Source organism: Rhizobium hidalgonense, from assembly GCF_005862185.2.
GTDB lineage: Bacteria > Pseudomonadota > Alphaproteobacteria > Rhizobiales > Rhizobiaceae > Rhizobium > Rhizobium hidalgonense.
In genome coordinates, this window is sequence record NZ_CP054027.1 from 109,757 (window position 1) to 129,204 (window position 19,448).

16 protein-coding genes are annotated in these 19,448 nt (G+C 61.7%); 11 read left to right on the forward strand and 5 right to left on the reverse strand.

The features are described from left to right. The first annotated feature begins 121 nt into the window (after positions 1-121). Together FFM81_RS00480 and phbB are read left to right on the forward strand one after the other, a co-directional pair. Complete coding sequence (locus FFM81_RS00480; protein WP_138385275.1) at positions 122-1,303, forward strand: acetyl-CoA C-acetyltransferase; 1,182 nt, start codon at positions 122-124, stop codon at positions 1,301-1,303. A gap of 65 nt (positions 1,304-1,368) precedes the next feature. After that, entirely contained in the window at positions 1,369-2,094 is a 726-nt protein-coding gene (gene phbB / locus FFM81_RS00485) for a beta-ketoacyl-ACP reductase (RefSeq protein ID WP_003567558.1), read from the forward strand. A 147-nt stretch (positions 2,095-2,241) separates the two neighbouring features. Here phbB and FFM81_RS00490 read toward each other — a convergent pair whose 3' ends face one another. Both FFM81_RS00490 and FFM81_RS00495 read right to left on the reverse strand, forming a co-directional pair. Further along, the gene (locus tag FFM81_RS00490) at positions 2,242-2,502 is read right to left on the reverse strand and encodes a YMGG-like glycine zipper-containing protein (RefSeq protein WP_003543792.1); all 261 of its coding nucleotides are present in this window, start codon (positions 2,500-2,502) and stop codon (positions 2,242-2,244) included. Positions 2,503-2,529: 27 nt separating this feature from the next. Next, positions 2,530-2,685 (reverse strand): DUF3309 family protein, encoded by a 156-nt coding sequence (locus FFM81_RS00495; RefSeq protein ID WP_003543790.1) that lies wholly within the window; start codon positions 2,683-2,685, stop codon positions 2,530-2,532. Between the two features lie 795 nt (positions 2,686-3,480). On the opposite strand from FFM81_RS00495, the gene FFM81_RS00500 reads away from it, so the two are divergent. From FFM81_RS00500 to FFM81_RS00520, 5 genes are all read left to right on the forward strand, one after another. Further along, positions 3,481-6,726, forward strand: coding sequence for a helicase-related protein (locus FFM81_RS00500; protein WP_138385274.1), 3,246 nt, complete (start codon positions 3,481-3,483; stop codon positions 6,724-6,726). Between the two features lie 2 nt (positions 6,727-6,728). Next, on the forward strand, positions 6,729-7,133 hold the full coding sequence (locus tag FFM81_RS00505) for an RNA-binding S4 domain-containing protein (protein WP_003567554.1): 405 nt from the start codon (positions 6,729-6,731) through the stop codon (positions 7,131-7,133). Between the two features lie 193 nt (positions 7,134-7,326). Further along, positions 7,327-7,665, forward strand: coding sequence for a ferredoxin FdxA (gene fdxA / locus FFM81_RS00510; protein ID WP_003567552.1), 339 nt, complete (start codon positions 7,327-7,329; stop codon positions 7,663-7,665). A gap of 394 nt (positions 7,666-8,059) precedes the next feature. Next, entirely contained in the window at positions 8,060-8,632 is a 573-nt protein-coding gene (locus FFM81_RS00515; protein WP_003543775.1) for a CarD family transcriptional regulator, read from the forward strand. 378 nt (positions 8,633-9,010) lie between these two features. Then, the gene (locus FFM81_RS00520) at positions 9,011-9,874 is read left to right on the forward strand and encodes an RNA polymerase factor sigma-32 (protein ID WP_003567549.1); all 864 of its coding nucleotides are present in this window, start codon (positions 9,011-9,013) and stop codon (positions 9,872-9,874) included. A gap of 51 nt (positions 9,875-9,925) precedes the next feature. Here FFM81_RS00520 and FFM81_RS00525 read toward each other — a convergent pair whose 3' ends face one another. Beyond that, positions 9,926-11,470, reverse strand: a complete 1,545-nt coding sequence (locus FFM81_RS00525) for a M48 family metalloprotease (protein ID WP_003567547.1) — start codon at positions 11,468-11,470, stop codon at positions 9,926-9,928. Positions 11,471-11,853: 383 nt separating this feature from the next. Further along, positions 11,854-13,392: an MDR family MFS transporter gene (locus FFM81_RS00530; RefSeq protein WP_003567545.1), complete on the reverse strand. Its 1,539-nt coding sequence runs from the start codon at positions 13,390-13,392 to the stop codon at positions 11,854-11,856. A gap of 115 nt (positions 13,393-13,507) precedes the next feature. On the opposite strand from FFM81_RS00530, the gene FFM81_RS00535 reads away from it, so the two are divergent. The 4 genes from FFM81_RS00535 to FFM81_RS00550 all read left to right on the forward strand — a co-directional run bounded on the left by FFM81_RS00535 (position 13,508) and on the right by FFM81_RS00550 (position 17,436). Next, the gene (locus FFM81_RS00535; protein ID WP_003567543.1) at positions 13,508-14,035 is read left to right on the forward strand and encodes a MarR family winged helix-turn-helix transcriptional regulator; all 528 of its coding nucleotides are present in this window, start codon (positions 13,508-13,510) and stop codon (positions 14,033-14,035) included. A 120-nt stretch (positions 14,036-14,155) separates the two neighbouring features. Beyond that, the gene (locus FFM81_RS00540; protein WP_172643024.1) at positions 14,156-14,812 is read left to right on the forward strand and encodes a thiamine diphosphokinase; all 657 of its coding nucleotides are present in this window, start codon (positions 14,156-14,158) and stop codon (positions 14,810-14,812) included. A 3-nt stretch (positions 14,813-14,815) separates the two neighbouring features. After that, positions 14,816-16,636, forward strand: coding sequence for an ABC-F family ATP-binding cassette domain-containing protein (locus tag FFM81_RS00545; protein WP_003567539.1), 1,821 nt, complete (start codon positions 14,816-14,818; stop codon positions 16,634-16,636). 170 nt (positions 16,637-16,806) lie between these two features. Continuing rightward, positions 16,807-17,436 (forward strand): DUF5666 domain-containing protein, encoded by a 630-nt coding sequence (locus tag FFM81_RS00550; RefSeq protein ID WP_003567537.1) that lies wholly within the window; start codon positions 16,807-16,809, stop codon positions 17,434-17,436. Positions 17,437-17,441: 5 nt separating this feature from the next. Here FFM81_RS00550 and FFM81_RS00555 read toward each other — a convergent pair whose 3' ends face one another. Then, positions 17,442-19,304, reverse strand: a complete 1,863-nt coding sequence (locus FFM81_RS00555) for an ABC transporter ATP-binding protein/permease (protein WP_003567535.1) — start codon at positions 19,302-19,304, stop codon at positions 17,442-17,444. Positions 19,305-19,448: the final 144 nt, after the last annotated feature.

A 19,448-nucleotide genomic window follows, 5' to 3' on the forward strand; every position in this document is an offset into this window, starting at 1 on the left:
GAATCGGGCTTTCGCGGGCTCGTGCCGAAAAATGACGGCGGCCGGTCTTCGCGTTTGACTTGCGCTCCAAGCTTTGCCAGTTTCCTCTTATGTAAGTGAGACGAAAACGAGGAGCGTCCCCATGAGCAATTCATCCATCGTCATCGCCAGCGCAGGTCGAACAGCCGTAGGCTCGTTCAACGGCGCATTCGCAACGGTCCCCGCCCATGAACTCGGCGCGGCCGTCATCAAGGGGGCGCTCGCTCGCGCCGGCGTCGATGCCGGCGAAGTGGATGAGGTGATCCTCGGCCAGGTGCTTGCTGCCGGCGAGGGCCAGAACCCGGCCCGCCAGGCGGCGATCAAGGCCGGTATTCCGAAGGAGGCGACCGCCTGGGGCGTCAACCAGCTCTGCGGTTCGGGTCTGCGTGCCGTCGCGCTCGGCATGCAGCAGATCGCGACTGGCGACGCCAAGATCATCGTTGCCGGCGGCCAGGAATCCATGTCGATGGCGCCGCATGCCGCGCATTTGCGCGGCGGCACCAAGATGGGCGATATGAAGATGGTCGACACGATGATCAAGGATGGCCTGACCGACGCCTTCCACGGTTATCACATGGGCGTCACCGCCGAGAACATCGCGCGCCAGTGGCAGCTTTCGCGCGACGACCAGGACCAGTTCGCCGTCGCCTCGCAGAACAAGGCTGAAGCGGCGCAGAAGGCCGGCCGGTTTGCCGACGAGATCATCCCTTACGTCATCCAGACGCGTAAGGGCGACGTTACCGTCGATGCCGACGAATATATCCGCCACGGCGCCACGCTGGAGGCGATGGGCAAACTGCGCCCGGCCTTCGACAAGGAGGGCACGGTCACGGCCGCGAATGCATCCGGCCTCAATGACGGTGCGGCCGCAGCCGTGCTGATGAGTGAAGCCGAAGCCGTCCGCCGTGGCATCCAGCCGCTCGCCCGCATCGTGTCCTGGGCAACGGCGGGCGTCGATCCTTCGATCATGGGCACCGGCCCGATCCCGGCGTCGCGCAAGGCGCTGGAGAAGGCCGGCTGGACGGTCGGCGATCTTGATCTCGTCGAAGCCAATGAAGCCTTTGCGGCGCAGGCCTGCGCCGTCACTAAGGATCTCGGCTGGGATCCATCGATCGTCAACGTCAACGGCGGGGCGATCGCCATCGGCCATCCGATCGGCGCTTCCGGCGCGCGCGTTCTCAACACGCTGCTGTTCGAAATGAAGCGCTGCGGCGCCAAGAAGGGCCTGGCCACGCTGTGCATCGGCGGCGGCATGGGTGTCGCCATGTGCTTCGAAGCACTTTAAACAGCATGCGATCCGTCATTGATTGAAATCCTGCCACGGCGGGCGAAAACAAAAGGGAGCGGAACATGAGCAGAGTGGCTTTGGTCACCGGGGGTACACGCGGCATCGGCGCGGCAATATCTGTGGCGTTGAAAAACGCCGGGTACAGGGTTGCCGCCAATTATGCCGGCAACGACGAGAAGGCCAATGCCTTCCACGACGCCACCGGCATCGCGGTGTTCAAATGGGATGTTTCGGATTACGCTGCCTGCGGCGAGGGGATCGCCAAGATCGAAAGCGAGATCGGGCCGGTCGAAGTGCTGGTCAACAATGCCGGCATCACCCGCGACGCGATGTTCCACAAGATGACGCCGCAGCAGTGGCACGAGGTGATCAATACCAACCTCACCGGCCTGTTCAACATGACGCATCAGGTCTGGACCGGCATGCGCGACCGCAGTTTCGGCCGCATTGTCAATATCTCGTCGATCAATGGCCAGAAGGGCCAGATGGGTCAGGCGAACTATTCGGCGGCCAAAGCGGGTGATCTCGGCTTCACCAAGGCGCTGGCCCAGGAAGGGGCAGCCAAGAACATCACCGTCAACGCCATCTGCCCCGGTTACATCGGAACCGAGATGGTGCTTGCCGTGCCGGAGAAGGTGCTGAACGAACGCATCATTCCGCAGATTCCCGTCGGCCGTCTCGGCGAGCCTGAGGAAATCGCGCGCTGCGTCACCTTCCTCGCCTCCGACGATGCCGGCTTCATCACCGGTTCGACGCTGACGGCCAATGGCGGGCAGTTCTTCGTCTAGTCCCGCAAGGCTCATGAATGAATTGCAGCAAGGGCGCGTCCGTTTGGACGCGTCCTTGCTTATTCATGCGTCGGTCCATGACGGAGTAGGCAGCAAGAAAAACGGGCGCCGAAGCGCCCGTTGGGAAGTCCGATATGCTTTTGCCGATCAGTAGCGGCAACGGGCCTCGTAGCGGCGGCCGTAGCGGTCGCGATAGACGCAGTAGCCGCGGCGTTCGACCGACTGGCCGATGAGAGCGCCGGTCAGACCGCCGGCAACGGCGCCGACGGCGGCACCACCCCAACTGTTGGTGACGGCACCACCGATAACAGCACCGGTGCCGGCGCCGATCGCCGTGCCTTGCTCGGTCGCTGTGCAGGATGCCAGGGCGCCCACGAGCGCACCAATAAGAACAATCTTCTTCATCATGTCGTAACTCCCCAGGTTTGTTGGCCTTTAGATGCGGCCCATGAGTACAAGGATAATGATAATCACGAGAACTAGCCCCAAACCGCCAGAAGGTCCATAGCCCCAGCCACGGCTATAACCCCAATTCGGCAAGGCTCCGATCAAGAGCAGAATGAGGATAACAAGAAGTATTGTGCCAAGCATGGTGTGTTTCCTTCATTTCATCGGCAATTTGAATGGACGAGAAACACGCATTGGCGATTTTTGTTCCCGGTTAAGCGTGGAAATGTGACGCGTCCGAACCCTGGCCCAATCCGAAACATGCTCGTATGGTAAAAAAATCGTTCAAGTACAATATGTTGCGGTGAACAAAGCGAGAAGATCCCGATGTCGCCGATTCGTCAGCGATTCGTTCCGTTTTTGATCGGTGCGCCGCCAGCGACCATCCCGGCTTAACGGCATATGAATCCGGCTTCCGAAAGATTAATGCCGATGGGACAGGGCCGAACGGGGAGCCGGATCGGCGATCCGCATCTAGCACATGGACTGAATTTCGCCACCAGATATGGCCGTGAACGAAAGGCGAAAACAATAGGGTCAGTGATTCGTCGCCGATTCGTTCCGGCTTTGGTCGAGAGGTTAATTTCGGGCGCAATTTTTGATTGTTCGCAGGCGGACGGAATCGCTGATGGCGGCGACGAAAATGCCAAGCGGAGGGATTCCGGCGATTCAGCATCTAGTGGGAAAAAGTGATTCAAAATCAATACTTAGCCGTGAACAAAAACTGAATCATCGGGAGTCAGCGATTCGTCTCTGATTCGTTCTCACGCTGTTCCGAATCGGTGACGCCGGCATTCCGAATGACTCGCAAAGGTCGTAATCCCGGAAGCATTTTGAAATCTGCCCTTGCGTTTGCGGCGGCGGCTGTCCATGTGTTCTCTGGCTTCCATTAGCGAAGCATTCTTTTCCTTGGGGCTGCCTGCCTCATTTGCATGGACCATGACTCTGACTTCGCAGCCGATGATACTGAGCGGGCGCGGTGTGACCGCGGTGCTTGGGCCAACCAATACCGGTAAGACCCATTATGCGATCGAGCGCATGGTCGCGCACGGGACCGGCGTGATCGGCCTGCCGCTCAGGCTGCTGGCGCGCGAGGTCTATACGCGGGTGGTGGAGAAGGTCGGCGCGCAGAATGTGGCGCTGGTCACCGGCGAGGAAAAGATTTCGCCGCCCAATGCGCGTTTTTCGGTCTGCACCGTCGAGGCGATGCCGCGTGAGACCAAGGCCGCTTTCGTCGCAATTGACGAGGTGCAGCTCGCCGGCGATCTCGAGCGCGGCCATATCTTCACCGACCGAATCCTGCATCTTCGCGGCCGCGAGGAAACGCTGCTGCTCGGTGCAGGGACGATGCAGCCGATCCTGCAGCAGCTCCTGCCCGGCATCACTGTCGTCGAGCGGCCGCGGCTTTCGCATCTTTTCTATGCCGGGCAGAAGAAGATCACCCGGCTGCCGCAGCGCTCGGCTATCGTCGCTTTCTCGGCCGATGAGGTTTATGCCATCGCCGAGCTCATCCGCCGGCAGCGCGGCGGCGCGGCTGTGGTGCTCGGCGCGCTCAGCCCGCGCACCCGCAATGCGCAGGTGGCGCTTTATCAGGCTGGCGATGTCGAATACCTGGTGGCGACCGATGCGATCGGCATGGGCCTCAACCTCGATGTCGATCACGTCGCCTTCGCCCAGGACCGGAAATTCGACGGCTACCAGTTCCGCAATCTCAATCCGGGCGAACTCGGCCAGATCGCCGGGCGCGCCGGGCGGCACGTGCGTGACGGTACCTTCGGCGTCACCGGACAGGTTTCCCCCTTCGACGAGGAGCTGGTGCAGCGCATCGAGGGGCACGAATTCGACAACGTCAAGGTTTTGCAGTGGCGCACCACCGAGATGGACTTCTCATCGATCCCATCGCTGCGCGCCAGCCTCGAGGCGGGACCGCGCGTGCCGGGGCTGACGCGGGCGCTGCCTGCGGTCGACCAGCAGGCGCTGGAACAGCTTTCGCGTTATCCCGAGGTCATCCACCTTGCCGACAGGCCGGCCCGCGTCGAAAAACTCTGGGAGGCTTGCGCGCTTCCCGACTATCGGCGTATCACCCCGGCACAACATGCCGATCTTATCTCGACCCTCTTTTCCGATCTCGTCCGCTATGGCACGGTGAACGAGCAGTTTCTCGCGGAACAGGTTCACCGCTCCGATCGGACAGATGGGGAAATTGACACGCTTTCGGCGCGAATCGCGCAGATAAGAACCTGGACCTACGTTTCGAATCGTCCCGGCTGGCTGGCCGATCCGACACATTGGCAGGAAAAGACGCGGGAAATCGAAGATCGATTGTCCGATGCGTTACATGAGAGGTTGACGAAACGCTTTGTTGATCGCAGGACATCTGTGCTCATGAAGCGCCTGAGAGAGAATGCGATGCTGGAAGCTGAAATCAGTGTGAATGGCGATGTCTTCGTTGAAGGACATCATGTAGGGCAATTGAGCGGATTCCGCTTCACGCCGGTGGCGGGAACGGACGGACCGGATGCCAAGGCGGTTCAGGCTGCGTCGCAGAAAGCGCTCGCGCTCGAATTCGAGGCCCGCGCGGCTCGCATCCATGCCGCCGGCAACAGCGACCTGGCGATCGGTTCGGATGGGTTGATCCGTTGGATCGGCGACCCGGTGGCGCGGCTTTCGGGCAGCGATCACATCATGCGTCCGCGCGTGATTCTGCTGGCCGACGAGCAGTTGACGGGCAATGCCCGCGATCATGTCGCCGCCCGTGTCGAACGCTTCGTCAATCATCATATCAGCACGGTGCTGAAGCCACTCGATGATCTGTCGCGCGCCGAGGACCTGCAGGGTCTCGCCAAGGGGCTGGCCTTCCAGCTCGTCGAGAATCTCGGTGTGCTGTTCCGCCGCGACGTCACCGAGGAAGTCAAGTCGCTCGACCAGGAGGCTCGCGCCTCGATGCGCCGCTACGGCGTGCGTTTCGGCGCTTATCATATTTTCGTTCCGGCCCTTCTGAAGCCGGCGCCGGCCGAGCTCATCACGCTGCTCTGGGCGCTGAAGAACGACGGTTTGGATAAGCCGGGCTACGGCGATCTGATTCCGGTGCTCGCCGCCGGCCGCACCTCCGTCGTCACCGATCCGAGCTATGAGCGGATGTTCTACAAGCTCGCCGGCTTCCGTTTCCTCGGCAAGCGTGCCGTGCGCATCGACATCCTCGAACGGCTTGCCGATATCATCCGGCCGCTGCTGCAGTGGAAGCCCGGCCAGAACAATCGTCCGGAGGGCGCCTATGACGGCCGCCGCTTCACGACGACGACGGCGATGCTGTCGATCCTCGGAGCGACGCTCGAAGACATGGAAGAGATCCTCAAGGGTCTCGGCTATCGCGCCGATGCCGTGAAGGCGGAAGAAGCATCGGCACATCTTGCGACGCAGGATGTGGTCGCAGTGCCGGCAGCCACCGCGGAAACGCCTGCCGACGAGACAGCCGAAAAGGCCGACCACGACGACGCCGACGGGGCGGCTGAGGAAACTGCCGTCGAGCCGTCCGCAACCGAGGCGGCTTCGGCTGATGTTGATACGCCCGTGGCGGAAGCGGTGGAAACCGCCGCTCCGGCCGAGGTGATCGAAACAGCTGCTGCCGATGAAGCCTCTGCTGCCACCGAAGCGGCGTCCGCTCCTGGGGAGGCGGCAACCGCCTCCGAGGAAGCCGGCGAGCCGGTGGAACCGAAGCCGGTTCTTCTGTGGCGCCTTGGCGGCCGCAACGACAATCAGCGCCAGGCGCGCGGCGGCCATGGCGAACGCCGTGGCGGCCAGGGCCAGGAGCGCGGTCAGAACCAGGAACGCGGCGACCGCAATCGCCGGCCGGGCGGCGGTGAAGGCGGCGAAGGCAATCGTGGCGGCGAAGGCCGCGACAATAATCGTCACAACCGCGGCAAGGACGGCGGCAATCGCGATGGCGGCCGGCCGCAGCAGGCAAGAGGCGACCGCAACAACCAGCCACGGGGCGATCAGCCGCGCGGTGACCGGCAGGACCGCGGCGATCGCAAGGATCGGGGTGACCGCAACGATCGCAACAACAACCGTGGCGCTTCGCAGCCGCTGCGCTTCGAGGCCAAGCCACCGCGTAAGGAGAAGCCGATCGATCCGGATTCACCTTTCGCCAAGCTCGCGGCTCTCAAGGAGCAGATGAAGAAGTAATCATGGGCGGGGAGACACAGCCGACAAGCGGTTCGCGCCAGCGCATCGACAAATGGCTGTTCTTCGCGCGCATGGTGAAGTCGCGCTCGTTGGCGCAGAGCCATGTCCAATCGGGCCATGTGCGCATCAACGGCGAGCGCTGCAATCATCCGAGCCAGATGGTCAAGCCGGGCGACCGTATCGAGCTGACGCTGGAGCGGCGCGATGTCGTTCTCGTCATGCGCCTCGCCGGCGAGCGGCGGGGGCCTTATGAGGAGGCCCGCCTGCTCTACGAGGACCTGTCGCCGCCGCCCGATGAGGCAAAACGCCTCACCCCCTACGAGCAGGCGATCCGGGCGACCGGCACCGGCCGTCCGACGAAAAAGGAACGGCGCGCAATCGACAGGCTGATGTCGGACGAGGATTAGAAAACTCTGCCCGCGCCGGCGGCTTTTGCGGATCGTTTATCCTTGAAATCCGGCGTTAAAGCCGATACGTCACTGACAACCTGCCGGAAGCGTGCTTGCCTCCCAAGCCTGCCCACGCTTTTCCTCCGGCACGGGGATAGGCGCGACGTTCCAGGTTGCCCGGCCCCATCTGCATGGAATCCTGGAGTTCTTCATGACCTATGTCGTGACCGACAATTGCATCAAGTGCAAATACACCGATTGCGTGGAAGTCTGCCCCGTCGACTGTTTCTACGAAGGCGAGAATTTCCTCGTCATCCATCCCGACGAATGCATCGATTGCGGCGTCTGCGAGCCTGAATGTCCCGCCGAGGCGATCAAGCCCGATACCGAGCCGGGCCTCGACAAATGGCTGAAGATCAACACCGAATACGCCACCATCTGGCCGAACATCACGGTCAAGAAGGACCCGTTGCCCGAGGCCAAGGAAATGGATGGCGAGACCGGAAAGTTCGAGAAATATTTCTCCGAGAAACCCGGTTCCGGCGATTGAGACGGCGGCCATATTCGGTCGCCGGATTCGGGAGGCCGCGGGGCGAAACGTTTTAAAAGCTGCGTGAGGAATATGGGTGACATGTGTTGCCCGCATGACTCAAGCGAAGCAAATTATTGATTTCCTCATATTTTTATGATAGGTTTCGCGTACTGTTCCATTTGTGGCATGACGCATGCCCAAAACCATCACGAAAGCAAAACCAATCCGTACGCGGTTTCCGTGACATATCAACGCTTTGAGCGCCGGGTCCCAAGATCGTGCGCGAGAAGTTCTTTGCTTTTGCCCGATGGGACCAGAGTGAAGTCACCCGACGGATACTACCGTCTCACCCGGGCCTGACTGACCCGGCTCCGGCCGCCGCCGGAAGCGTAACAGGGAGTTTTTGAATAGAATGACGACTCAGCAGAAAAAGCCTTCCACAGCACGCCATGGCTTCAAGACCGGTGAATCGATCGTCTACCCCGCTCACGGCGTCGGTACCATCACCGCTATCGAAGAGCAAGAAGTTGCCGGCATGAAGCTCGAACTTTTCGTTATCGATTTCGAAAAGGACAAGATGCGGCTGAAGGTTCCGGTCGCGAAGGCGATGAGCATCGGCATGCGCAAACTTTCGGAAACGGATTTCGTCGAGCGTGCATTGAAGGTCGTGCAGGGCAAGGCCCGCGTCAAGCGCACCATGTGGTCGCGCCGCGCCCAGGAATATGATGCCAAGATCAATTCCGGCGACCTGATTTCCATCGCTGAAGTCGTGCGCGATCTCTATCGTGCCGAGAACCAGCCGGAACAGTCCTATTCCGAGCGTCAGCTTTATGAAGCTGCGCTCGACCGCATGGCGCGCGAAATTGCCGCCGTCAACAAGATGTCGGAAACCGAAGCGGTCCGCCTCGTCGAGACCAATCTCAACAAGGGGCCGAAGCGCGGCAAGGCGATCGAAGAAGACGATTCGCAGGACGAAGCCGCCTAAGGCGACCCTGTTTTTCCCGATCAAAAAAACCCGGCGCAAGCCGGGTTTTTTATTGGAACTTTTTCCCGACTGCCGCGTTTAACACACGTAATTGCGGACTGCTCGCCGGCAATATGCCTCGACGGGCGAACTGCTATTCCGTCAATGTTCGATGAGGAGCGGATCATGCCTTTTCAATATTGCCCATCCGGCAACGTGAAGAAACAGGTCCAGCCCGGCCGTCTTAACGGCCCATGATGAGAATTAGGGCCTCCCCCTGAAAAGTCCAGGGGCGAGGCTTTTATGCATACAGAACCTCCATTCAGTCCGGACAGCGATGTTCCGGAAGGTGCGTTTTATTGTTCATTTAGGGCGAGAGGCCTGTTTCAGGAGATCGAAATGAAGAACATGTCTGCAGACCGGCGCATGATCAAGATCGCGATGGCCGCCCCCTATCTCGCCCGTCAGGAAGAGCACGATCTCGCCATCCGCTGGAAGGATCATGATGATCGCGGCGCGCGCAACCAGATTGCCATGGCCCATATGCGGCTCGTCATCTCCATGGCGGGCAAGTTCCGCAATTTCGGCCTGCCGATGAGCGATCTCGTGCAGGAGGGCTATGTCGGCCTGCTGGAGGCCGCCGCCCGCTTCGAGCCGGAACGCGACGTGCGTTTTTCCACTTATGCCAGCTGGTGGATCAGGGCTTCGATTCAGGATTATATCCTGCGCAACTGGTCTATCGTGCGCGGCGGCACGAGTTCGGCGCAGAAGGCGCTGTTCTTCAATCTGCGCCGTCTGCGCGCCAAGCTCGCCAAGGGTGATACGCAGTTGACGCTGCAATCCATTCACCAGGAAATCGCCGCCGCACTCGGCGTCAGCCTCGCCGACGTGCAGACCATGGATGCCAGGCTTTCCGGCAACGACGCCTCGCTGCAGGCGCCTTCGGTCTCCGGCGATGCCGAGAGTGCGGAGAAGATGGACTTCCTCGTCAGCGACGATCCGCTGCCCGACGAGCAGGTTTCCAACATGATCGACGGCGAGCGCCGCCGAATCTGGCTTGCGTCGGCGCTGAAACATCTCAACGAACGCGAGATGAAAATCATCAGCGCCCGGCGCCTGGCCGAAGACGGCGCCACGCTTGAAGAACTCGGCGCCGATCTCGGCATTTCCAAGGAACGTGTGCGACAGATCGAAAGCCGGGCGATGGAGAAGCTGCGCAGCGCGTTGGTAAGCGCCGATCCGCATATGGCGGCCTACGCCTGAATATTATTTCCCTCCAGCAGCACAGCTGCCCGGCGCGAGCCGGGCCTTTTTTTACTCGGCGATGATCTTGACGCGATCGCCGGGTGAGACGGCTGCACCCGTGGGCAGGGCATTGATCAATTTGAAGAGATCGAGCTTACGGTCGGTGCCCATCATGCGGGCGGCAAGCGTCGAGATGTTTTCACCCGGCCGGACGGTGACGACACGGATACGCAGCGGCTTCAGCGAGGCAGCTTCGGCCGGCGTCATGCGCCGGAAACTCGCGCGCAGGACATTGGCCGTCGGCTCGAGCGCGTCGCTGCCCTTCGGCACGGCGGTCAGGAAACGGAAGATCTGCGAATTGTTGCGGATCACCGTGACATCGAAATCCCAGCGGTCGGCGCTGGCGCGCGCTGTTGCTGCTTCCATGCCGTTGATGGTGACCGGCTGGATGGTCGAGGGGTCGAGGCCGGTCACCCAGCCGCTGGAAATATAGTTGGTGAGGCTCTGGTTCTGATTGTCGGCGACGCCGTCGAAGCGGACGGCGATGTCGTTCGGGCCGGTGGCCATCACCGCTTCGACCTTGTTGTCGATATGGAAATCCGGCGGGACGTCGAAGCGGATGCCGAGGCCGCCATGCAGGAAGGTCTGCCCGCGCACATAGCCTTCTTCCGGGCTGTCGCCGTAGAGCAGGCCGTCTATGCCGTCGAGATAATAATCGCGGCCCTTGTCGCCGACCGAACCTTCCTGACCGAAGGCGCGGGCATGGGTGCGGGCAAGCTCGATGCGCTGGGCGGAATTCGGATGACTCGACAGGAAGTCGAGGCTTTGGTCGGCCTCAGGATCGACCGACATGAAGCGGCTGTATGCCGCCATCGAATCGAGGAAACGGGCAGCAGCATAGGGATCGTAACCAGCCTCGCCGAGCATGCGCACGCCGATGACGTCGGCCTGCAGTTCCTGCTGGCGCGAGAAGGCGGCCAACCGCAGCTTGCCGCGGGCCAGCGCCTGCTTGCCGGCGATATCGCTGGAAAGCACCTCGGCGACGACGCGGCTGGCGATGACTTCCGCCTCTTCACGCTTCTGCCGCTCGATGCCGTGATTGGCCGTCACATGGCCCATTTCGTGCGACAGCACGGCTGCGACCTCCGAGGCGTCATTAGCGAGCGCCAGCAAGCCGCGGGTGACGTAGAGATAACCGCCCGGCAGCGCAAAGGCGTTGATCGCCGGTGAATTCAAGATGGTGATGCGGTAGGACTGGCTCGGATTTTCCGACACCGCCGTCAGCGCGCCGGCAATGCGGGCGACGAGGCGCTCGGTCCTAGCGTCCTTGTATTCGCCGCCGTAACTTGCGACGATGCGCGGATGTTCGCGGGCACCCATCGCCGCGCGCGGATCGTTCTTCTGCACCTCGTCGACGATCTGCGGATTGGAAGAGGGCGAGACGCTCGGCTGATAGGATTGCTCCATCAGCGTTTGACAGCCATTCAGCGCCATTGCCACGGCCGAAAGCAGCATCAGGCGACGCGCGAGGCGCCACGGCGCGAACAAGGCATCACTGGAAAGCGCGGGCGATTTCCACGTCGTCAAGCTGTCCAGTCTGGTTCTCCGCATCATGTCGCTGTTTTGCCGGTTTGCCGCAGATAGGCACCGACCGTGGCAAGGAAAATTCAACAGGTGCGCACCCCTGTTGTCGCACTGCACAATCGGCCGATACAAGTCCTTGCTGTAGCTGATTTACGCATCGGTTGCATAGCGAGACTCTGTTTAAATGTGGCGCCGTTGCATTTTGGCAAGCCTTGGGCGTTGAGGCGTCCCTTCGCTCGGATGAAATTATGGCGAAAGTTCCGTCAGAAAGCGGAGATTCGTCGGCGACGCAGAAAAAGAACGGCCCGATTGAAGCAACCGAGCCGATAGCCGCAGTCAGCCGAAAAAATTGCAATCCATGATAGGCTTCCATCAGAAGAAACGCCTTCTGCTGAGGTATCCGCCGCGATCCGTTATTTCGCGGCTTCCGCCGCGGGCAGTTGCTGCATCTTCGCCTCACCGGCTCGGGGTAGTTGTACCGGCTTCAGCAGGATAGCAGCCACAAGGCCGATCAGCGCGATGGCACAGGCGGTCATGAATAGCGGCGAGAAGGCGGCGGCATAGATATCGGCGACGGCCTGGCGGCTTGCTTCGGGAAGGGAAGCCATCATTTTCGGCGTCAGCTGCTCGATATCGGCGACACCGGGAATGGAGACGCCGACCTTGTTAAGCTCGGAGGCGATGATCGCGCCGTAGATGGAAATGGCGATCGACGCGCCTCCCATGCGCGACAACGTCACCGAGCCGGTGGCGGCGCCGACGTCGCGGGCCGGCGCTGCATTCTGGACGCCAATGACGGGAACCTGCTGGGCAAGACCGATGCCGATGCCATGCAGCATCATGATCGCGCCAATGAAGGCGATCGGCGTTCCCGCATGGATCTGTGACATCAGTGCGAAGGCAATGGCGCTGCAGGTCAGACTTGCAATGGCGAAGGGCTTGTAGCGGCCCGTCTTGGAGATGATGCGGCCAGCGGAAAGCGATCCGCAGACGAGGCCGCCCGTCAGAAGGATGAAAAGGAGGCCGGCGGCAGAAGGCGAAAGGCCGGTGGTGGTTTGCAGGAAGAGGGCGAGGTAATTGACCATGCCGATGGCGATGGCGCCGCCCATGATCGAGATCACTAGCAGCAGGCTGAAGGTCGAATTGCGAAAGAGCTCCAGAGGCACGATCGGCTCCGGCGCGCGGCGCTCGACGAATACCCAGGTGACGGCGCAGACGACGCCGAAGGCGACGATGCCGATACTCTGCGGCGAGATCAATGCGCCGAACAGTTCGCTGCTGTCGGTGGCGAGCACGATGCTGGTCGTCGTCAGCGCGAGCAGCAGCGCACCGGCATAATCGATCCTCGGGCGGCGATGCGGCTTGCGATAGGGCAGCATGAAGGCGAGACCGGTGAGCACGATGAAGCCGATCGGCACGTTGACGAGGAAGATCGAGCGCCAGCCGAAAAGATCGCTCATCGTGCCGCCGAGCACCGGACCGATCGCGCCCGACGCCATCAGCACCAGGCTGGAATAGCTCTGGTAGCGCGCCCGCTCGCGCGGCTCGAACAAATCGGCGTTGACGGCGAAGATCGACACCATGATGCCGCCGCCGCCAAGACCCTGCAGCACGCGGGCGGCGATCAGCGTATTCATCGAGACTGCAAGGCCGCAGACCGCCGAGCCGACGGTGAAGATCATGATCGCCGTCATCATCACGTATTTGCGGCCGAAGAGATCGCCGAGCTTGCCATAGAGCGGCATGACGGCACTGAGCGAAAGGAGATAGGCCGAGCCGATCCAGCCGAAACGCTCGAGATGGCCGAATTCGCCGACGATGGTCGGCAGCGCCGTGGATACGATCTGATTATCCAGCGTCGCCATGAACATGGCCGTCATCAGGAAGAAAAACAGAATGAGCCGGCGACGAGGATCCGTCACGAGCGGCGCAGGCGCGAGTTGCATGTCCATGGGGGCGTCATTCCGGTTGGATGGCTTTTTATGTGCTGTTGGCATATAATTGTCAATGACACATGATTGACATCGGCATATTCAATTTGCGATTCCGCTCTGTTATGGTGCTGTCATGAATGAAGCCCTGAACAGGATCCTCTCCAAGAACCCGGCCGAGCCGGACGACGAAAGCGTGCCTCGCATCGGCCGCAGCATGGGGCGCATGCGACTGATGACCGGGCGGCGGTTGATCGGCCGGCTGGCGATCCAGAGTGCTGCACCGGGCCTTGAACTTTCGCATCTCGATGTGCTCGATGCCGTGCGCAGGGCACAGCCTGACAGCGAAGTCACGGTCGGCATGATCGCCGAGATGCTGCGCATCGATCCGTCACGGGCAAGCCGGGTGGTGGCCGACATGGTCGGGCGTAACGTGCTGCGCCGCGAGGCTTCGCAGGCCGATGCGCGGCGGATTGTCGTCGTCATCACCGAGGTCGGCCAGGGTCTGCTTGCCGAGATCGTCGCGCAGAAACTCGCGATCATCTCCGAGATCGTCTCCGACTGGCCTGAGGAGGATGTCGATCGCTTCGCTATATTGTTCGAGCGTTTCATCGGCGGGTACGAGGCGGTCTTCCAATCGCGTGACAAGGACACGCCGGGCTAGCCTCATTTTCACCTGAGCGAGCGCTCTGGGCGCATCCTGTTGGATGCGCTGCGCTCGATGGCAAATGGGGCCGATCCAGCCGCGCCCCTTCCCCTCGACCCCTCGTTTGCGCTAAGGGCAATGCCCATGAGCCAATCCACCTGCACCATTCTCCTTGGCGGCGAACTCAGCCTGACCGAGCGCCTGCGCCAAGCCGTCGGCGGCAGCCGTTTCATCGCGGCCGATGGTGGTATGCGGCATGCCCTGGCACTCGGTATTACGCCGGAGCTCTGGGTCGGCGATTTCGATTCGACCCCGGCCGATCTCGAAGGCGCCTTTCCCGATGTGCCGAGACAGCCCTACCCGGCAGCAAAGGCGGCGACGGACGGCGAAATCGCCGTGTCGGAAGCGATCGCGCGGGGTGCGCGGCGGCTGATCCTTGCCGGTGCGCTTGGCGGCGAGCGCTCGGACCACGCGCTTCAGCATCTGCTGTCGGCCGTCGGTCTGGCGGAACAGGGTTTCGATCTGCTGCTGACCTCGGGCAAGGAGGAGGCAGTGCCACTGCTTGCCGGTACGATCGAGCTGGATCTTCCCAAGGGCAGCCTGTTTTCCGTGCTCGGGTTCAGCGATCTCATCGGGCTTTGCATCGACAATGCGCGTTATCCGCTGGCCGATTTCCATCTGCCTTTCGGCTCGTCGCGCACCATTTCCAATGTCGCGGAAGGCAAGGTTCGCTTTTCGCTGGCCAGCGGCCGAGCGATCGTGCTCGCCCGGCCCTATGATCTTTCCGGAGTCTGATTTTTGGCCCCTCCCATCCTGAAACTCGACGATATCTTTCTGAGCTTCGGCGGCGCACCGCTTCTGGCGGGCGCCAGCCTGCAGATCGAGCCCGGTGACAAAATCTGTCTCGTCGGGCGCAACGGCTCGGGAAAATCGACGCTCTTGAAGATCGCTGCCGGCCTGGTCGAGGCGCAGTCCGGCGAGGTCTTCCGTCATCCGTCCTCGACGGTGCGTTATCTCGAACAGGCGCCGGATTTTGCCGGCTTCAACACCGTCCAGGCCTATGCCGAGGCCGGTCTCGGGCCGGGCGACGATCCCTATCGCGTCAGCTATCTGCTCTCCCATCTCGGACTGACCGGCGAGGAGGATCCGAGGATGCTGTCCGGCGGCGAATCGCGCCGGGCCGCGCTTGCCCGCGTGCTGGCGCCGGAGCCCGACATTCTCCTTCTCGACGAGCCGACCAACCATCTCGACCTTCCCACCATCGAATGGCTGGAAGGCGAGTTGCAGAAGACGCGCAGCGCCCTGGTGCTGATCTCGCACGACCGGCGCTTCCTCGAAAAGGTCTCGACGGCAACAGTCTGGCTCGACCGCGGCACCTCGCGCCGGCTCGACAGGGGCTTTTCGCATTTCGAGGCCTGGCGCGACCAAGTGCTGGAGGCCGAAGAACTGGAACAGCACAAACTCGGCAAGGCGATCGAGCGCGAGGAGCACTGGCTGCGCTACGGCGTCACGGCGCGGCGCAAGCGCAACATGCGCCGCCTCGGCGAGCTGCAGACGATGCGCTCGCAATATCGCGGTCACAAGGGACCGCAAGGCACGGTGCAGGCGACGGCTGCGGACGCGCAGGAATCCGGCAAGCTGGTGATCGAAGCCGACAAGATCACCAAGAGCTTCGGCGAGAGGGCCATCGTCACACCGTTTTCGATCCGTGTGCATCGCGGCGACTGCATCGGTCTGGTCGGACCGAACGGCGCCGGCAAGACGACGCTGTTGAAAATGTTGACCGGGCAGCTTTCGCCGGATAGCGGCACGATCAAGCTCGGCACCAATCTGGAGATCGCAACACTCGACCAGAAGCGCGAGGATCTCGATCCCGAGGATACGCTCGCCAATTATCTGACGGATGGGCGCGGCGAAAACCTGCTCGTCAACGGTGAACAGCGCCATGTCACCGGCTACATGAAGGAGTTCCTGTTTCAGCCGGAACAGGCGCGCACGCCGATCAGAAGCCTCTCCGGCGGCGAGCGCGCCCGGCTGATGCTGGCGCGTATTCTTTCCCGTCCGACCAACCTGTTGATCCTCGATGAACCCACAAACGATCTCGATATCGAGACGCTCGACCTGCTGCAGGAAATCGTCGCCGGTTTTCCCGGCACCGTCATTCTCGTCAGCCACGACCGCGATTTCCTCGACCGCACCGTGACCTCGACGATCGCGCCCGCCACGCCGGATGCACCTGACGGACGCTGGATCGAATATGCCGGCGGCTACTCCGATATGTTGGCGCAGCGCAAGGGCGCGCTCGAGGAGCGCAAGAGAGCCGAGAAAGCGGCGGAGAAGCCGAAGGCCCAAGAGGCAGCACCTTCCGGGACAAGCTCGAAGAGCAAGCTCTCCTTCAAGCAGAAATTCGCGTTGGATAATCTGCCGAAGGAAATGGCAAAAGCCGAAGCCGAGATCGCCAAACGGGAACAGCTGATGGCCGATCCCAATCTTTTTACGCGCGATCCCGCCGCCTTTAACCGGCTTGCCAGCGAGATGGAGAAGCTGCGCGCCAGCCTGACCAAGATGGAAGAGGAGTGGCTGGAGCTCGAAATGCTGCGGGAAGCGTTGGAAGGCTGAGGCTTCCCAACTTGTCGCCTCACCTTTCCTTGATTCGCCAGTGTATCGCCGCGCGGCATAGGGTGTCGTCCGGCAGCAAATCCAAGTGTTACAGCGTCCTTTGCGCGTCTGAAAAGACGCGCGGCGCTGTAGGGATATTGCCGACCGCAATGGCGACAAGGAAAAGTCATATGTCTCGCAAGTCTCATTCCAGAATTCTCACGGCAATTGCCGCCGGCGGCCTTGTTGCGCTTGCCCTATCGCAGACCGCAGAGGCGCAGGATGGGAACCGCATTCGGGTTCGCGGCGCCATCGAGAGCCTCAGCGGCGATCAACTCGTCGTCAAAACACGCGAAGGCAGCGATGCGACGATCACGTTAAAAGCCGGCTGGAAGGTCGGCGGCATCAAGAAAGCCTTGGTCGAGGATATCAAGCCGGGCGATTTCGTCGGCGTCGCTTCGCTCCCGAAAGGCACCGGTCCGGATGGCGCGATCGAGGTGCTGATCTTTCCGGCGTCGATGAAGGGGACCGGCGAGGGCAACCGCCCCTGGGATGCGCAGCCGAATAGCCAGATGACCAACGCCACCGTCAGCAATGCCGTCAAATCCGTCAACGGCCACACGATCACTTTGACCTATCAGGGCAAGGAAAAGACCATCACCATCGCCGATGCGACCCCGATTGTGACCTTGGCGCCGGCGACCAAGGATGATCTGAAGTCCGGCGCCGGCGTCATCGTCACCGGCGAGAAGGCGGCGGACGGCAGCATCACGGCCAGCCAGGTGGCCGTCGGCCTCGACGGCATTGTGCCGCCTATGTAATTGGCTTAGAGCGCCGGCGTGGGCACGGCGGCAGTGCCCGTACCGGCACTGACGCCGGTCTGGGCGACTTGTTGCTGCTGCTGCGGCTCCTCGGATTTTGACGGCAGCGCCTGCAGATGCAGCACACGTGGATGCAGCGCCTCAAGATAGGCCTCGGAGCGGCCGATATAGATCATGCCGGCTTCGGGCATGGTGGTCAGAAGTTTGGCCATCGTTTCCTGCCATTCCGGCTCCATGCCTTCCAGCACTTCGTCGAAGACGATCCAGCGCGGACGCACGAGGAGCAGGCGGGCAAAGCCGATCGCCTTCTGTTCATCACTGTCGAGCAGCTTGTCCCAGCGGGCGCGGGTATCGAGCCGTGCGATCAGTGAATGCAGGCCGGCCTTCTCGAGGGCTGCCTCGACGGCCGCCTTCCCATAGGCGTCGGGGCTTTCGGGAAAGGCCAGGGCCTCGCGCAGCGAGCCGCCGGGGACATAGGCTACCTGTGGAACGAACAGCATGTCGTCGATCGGCGGCAGGCCCATCGTGCCGCTGCCGCACGGCCAGAGGCCGGCCATCGCCTGGAACAGCAGCTTGCGGTTGACGCTATGATCGCCGTTGATCATGATCTTTTCGCCGGCCTTGATCACGACATCGGTTTCGCGCAGGCGGAATCCGCCGCATTCGTCGATCTCTTCACCGATCTTGGCGACGATGACGATATCTTTCAGCGTCAGCGTGTCCGGCGCGGTGGCTTCGTAGGCAATACTGTCCTTGAGGTCGTAATCCTCCTCCATGTCGACCAGCGCCTGGCGGAAATCGGTGACGCGCATCAGCGTGGCGCGCCATTCGGCGATCGGGCCGAAATTGGCAACGTACCAGCGCAGCGCCGTATTGACCTGGTTGAAGGCGCCGACCGACATCATCAGCTGACCGAGGGTGAGGCCGCCGGAGAAATAGGCCGGCGCGGCGACGATGATCGGAATGACGATCACTAGCCAGCCGTAGCCGGCCGAAACCCAGGTGAGGTTGGTGTTGGCCATGGCGAGCCGCTTGACGACCCTCAGCACCGAGCTGATGTCGGTGTTGATGCGCCGGCGCTCGTTTTCCTCGCCGCGGGCAACGGTGATCGCCGGCATGTTCTCGTTGGCGTGCATCAGGGTGAAGCGAAGCTCGGCCTCCTTCGAAAAGCGGTCGGCGTTGAGCTTCACCAGTTTGCGGCCGACGACCTGGCTCAGCACCGAGGCGGAGGCGGCGTAGAACATCGCCGCCCAGACCATATAGCCTGGAATGGAGAAGCTGTGGCCGCTGATGTGGAAGATGAAGCCGCTGGAAAGCTCCCAGAGCACGCCGATGAAGCTTACGAGAAGAATGGTCGCCTGCAACAGGCCGAGAACGAGCCCTGTCGTGCTTTCGGCAAGGTTGCGGGAATCCTCGTGCAGGCGCTGGTCCGGATTGACGCCGATCAGGCCGCTGGAGGCGAGCCGTAGCGCCCGTTTGCGCTTCAGCCACTGATCGACGAGATCGCGCGACAGGCCTTCACGCATATAAAGCGCCGTCATCTGGTTCAGCCAAGCCTGCAGCACGTTGAGCAGCAGCAGCGTACCGGCGATCATCGCGAAGATTTCAAGCTGATGGAAGAATTCACCGAGGTCGCGGCGCTCCAGCGAATCGTAGAAGGGGGCGTTCCACTCGTTGAGGATGACCTGGCCATAAGCCGTCGCCAGGATGACTACGATCAGCACGGTCGCCAGAAACAGCACCTTGCCACGCACGTCCGAATTCCAGAATGCTGAGAACATCACTCCGAGGCGGTAAGTCAGGGTGAGATCATACCCTACTCCATCCTGCCTTCGGATGCCCGGCCTCCCCTCGGTCTTATCTGCCATCACGCTTTTCCAACATCGCCCATGCTTACCATTATTAACATGGTGGCGTTACCGGTCTATCAACAGATTCTATCAGTCATTAAACTGTGATGATGCTTGCATGGGACGCTACCGCATGCATTCGGCAGTTGATTCGCGGCTCGA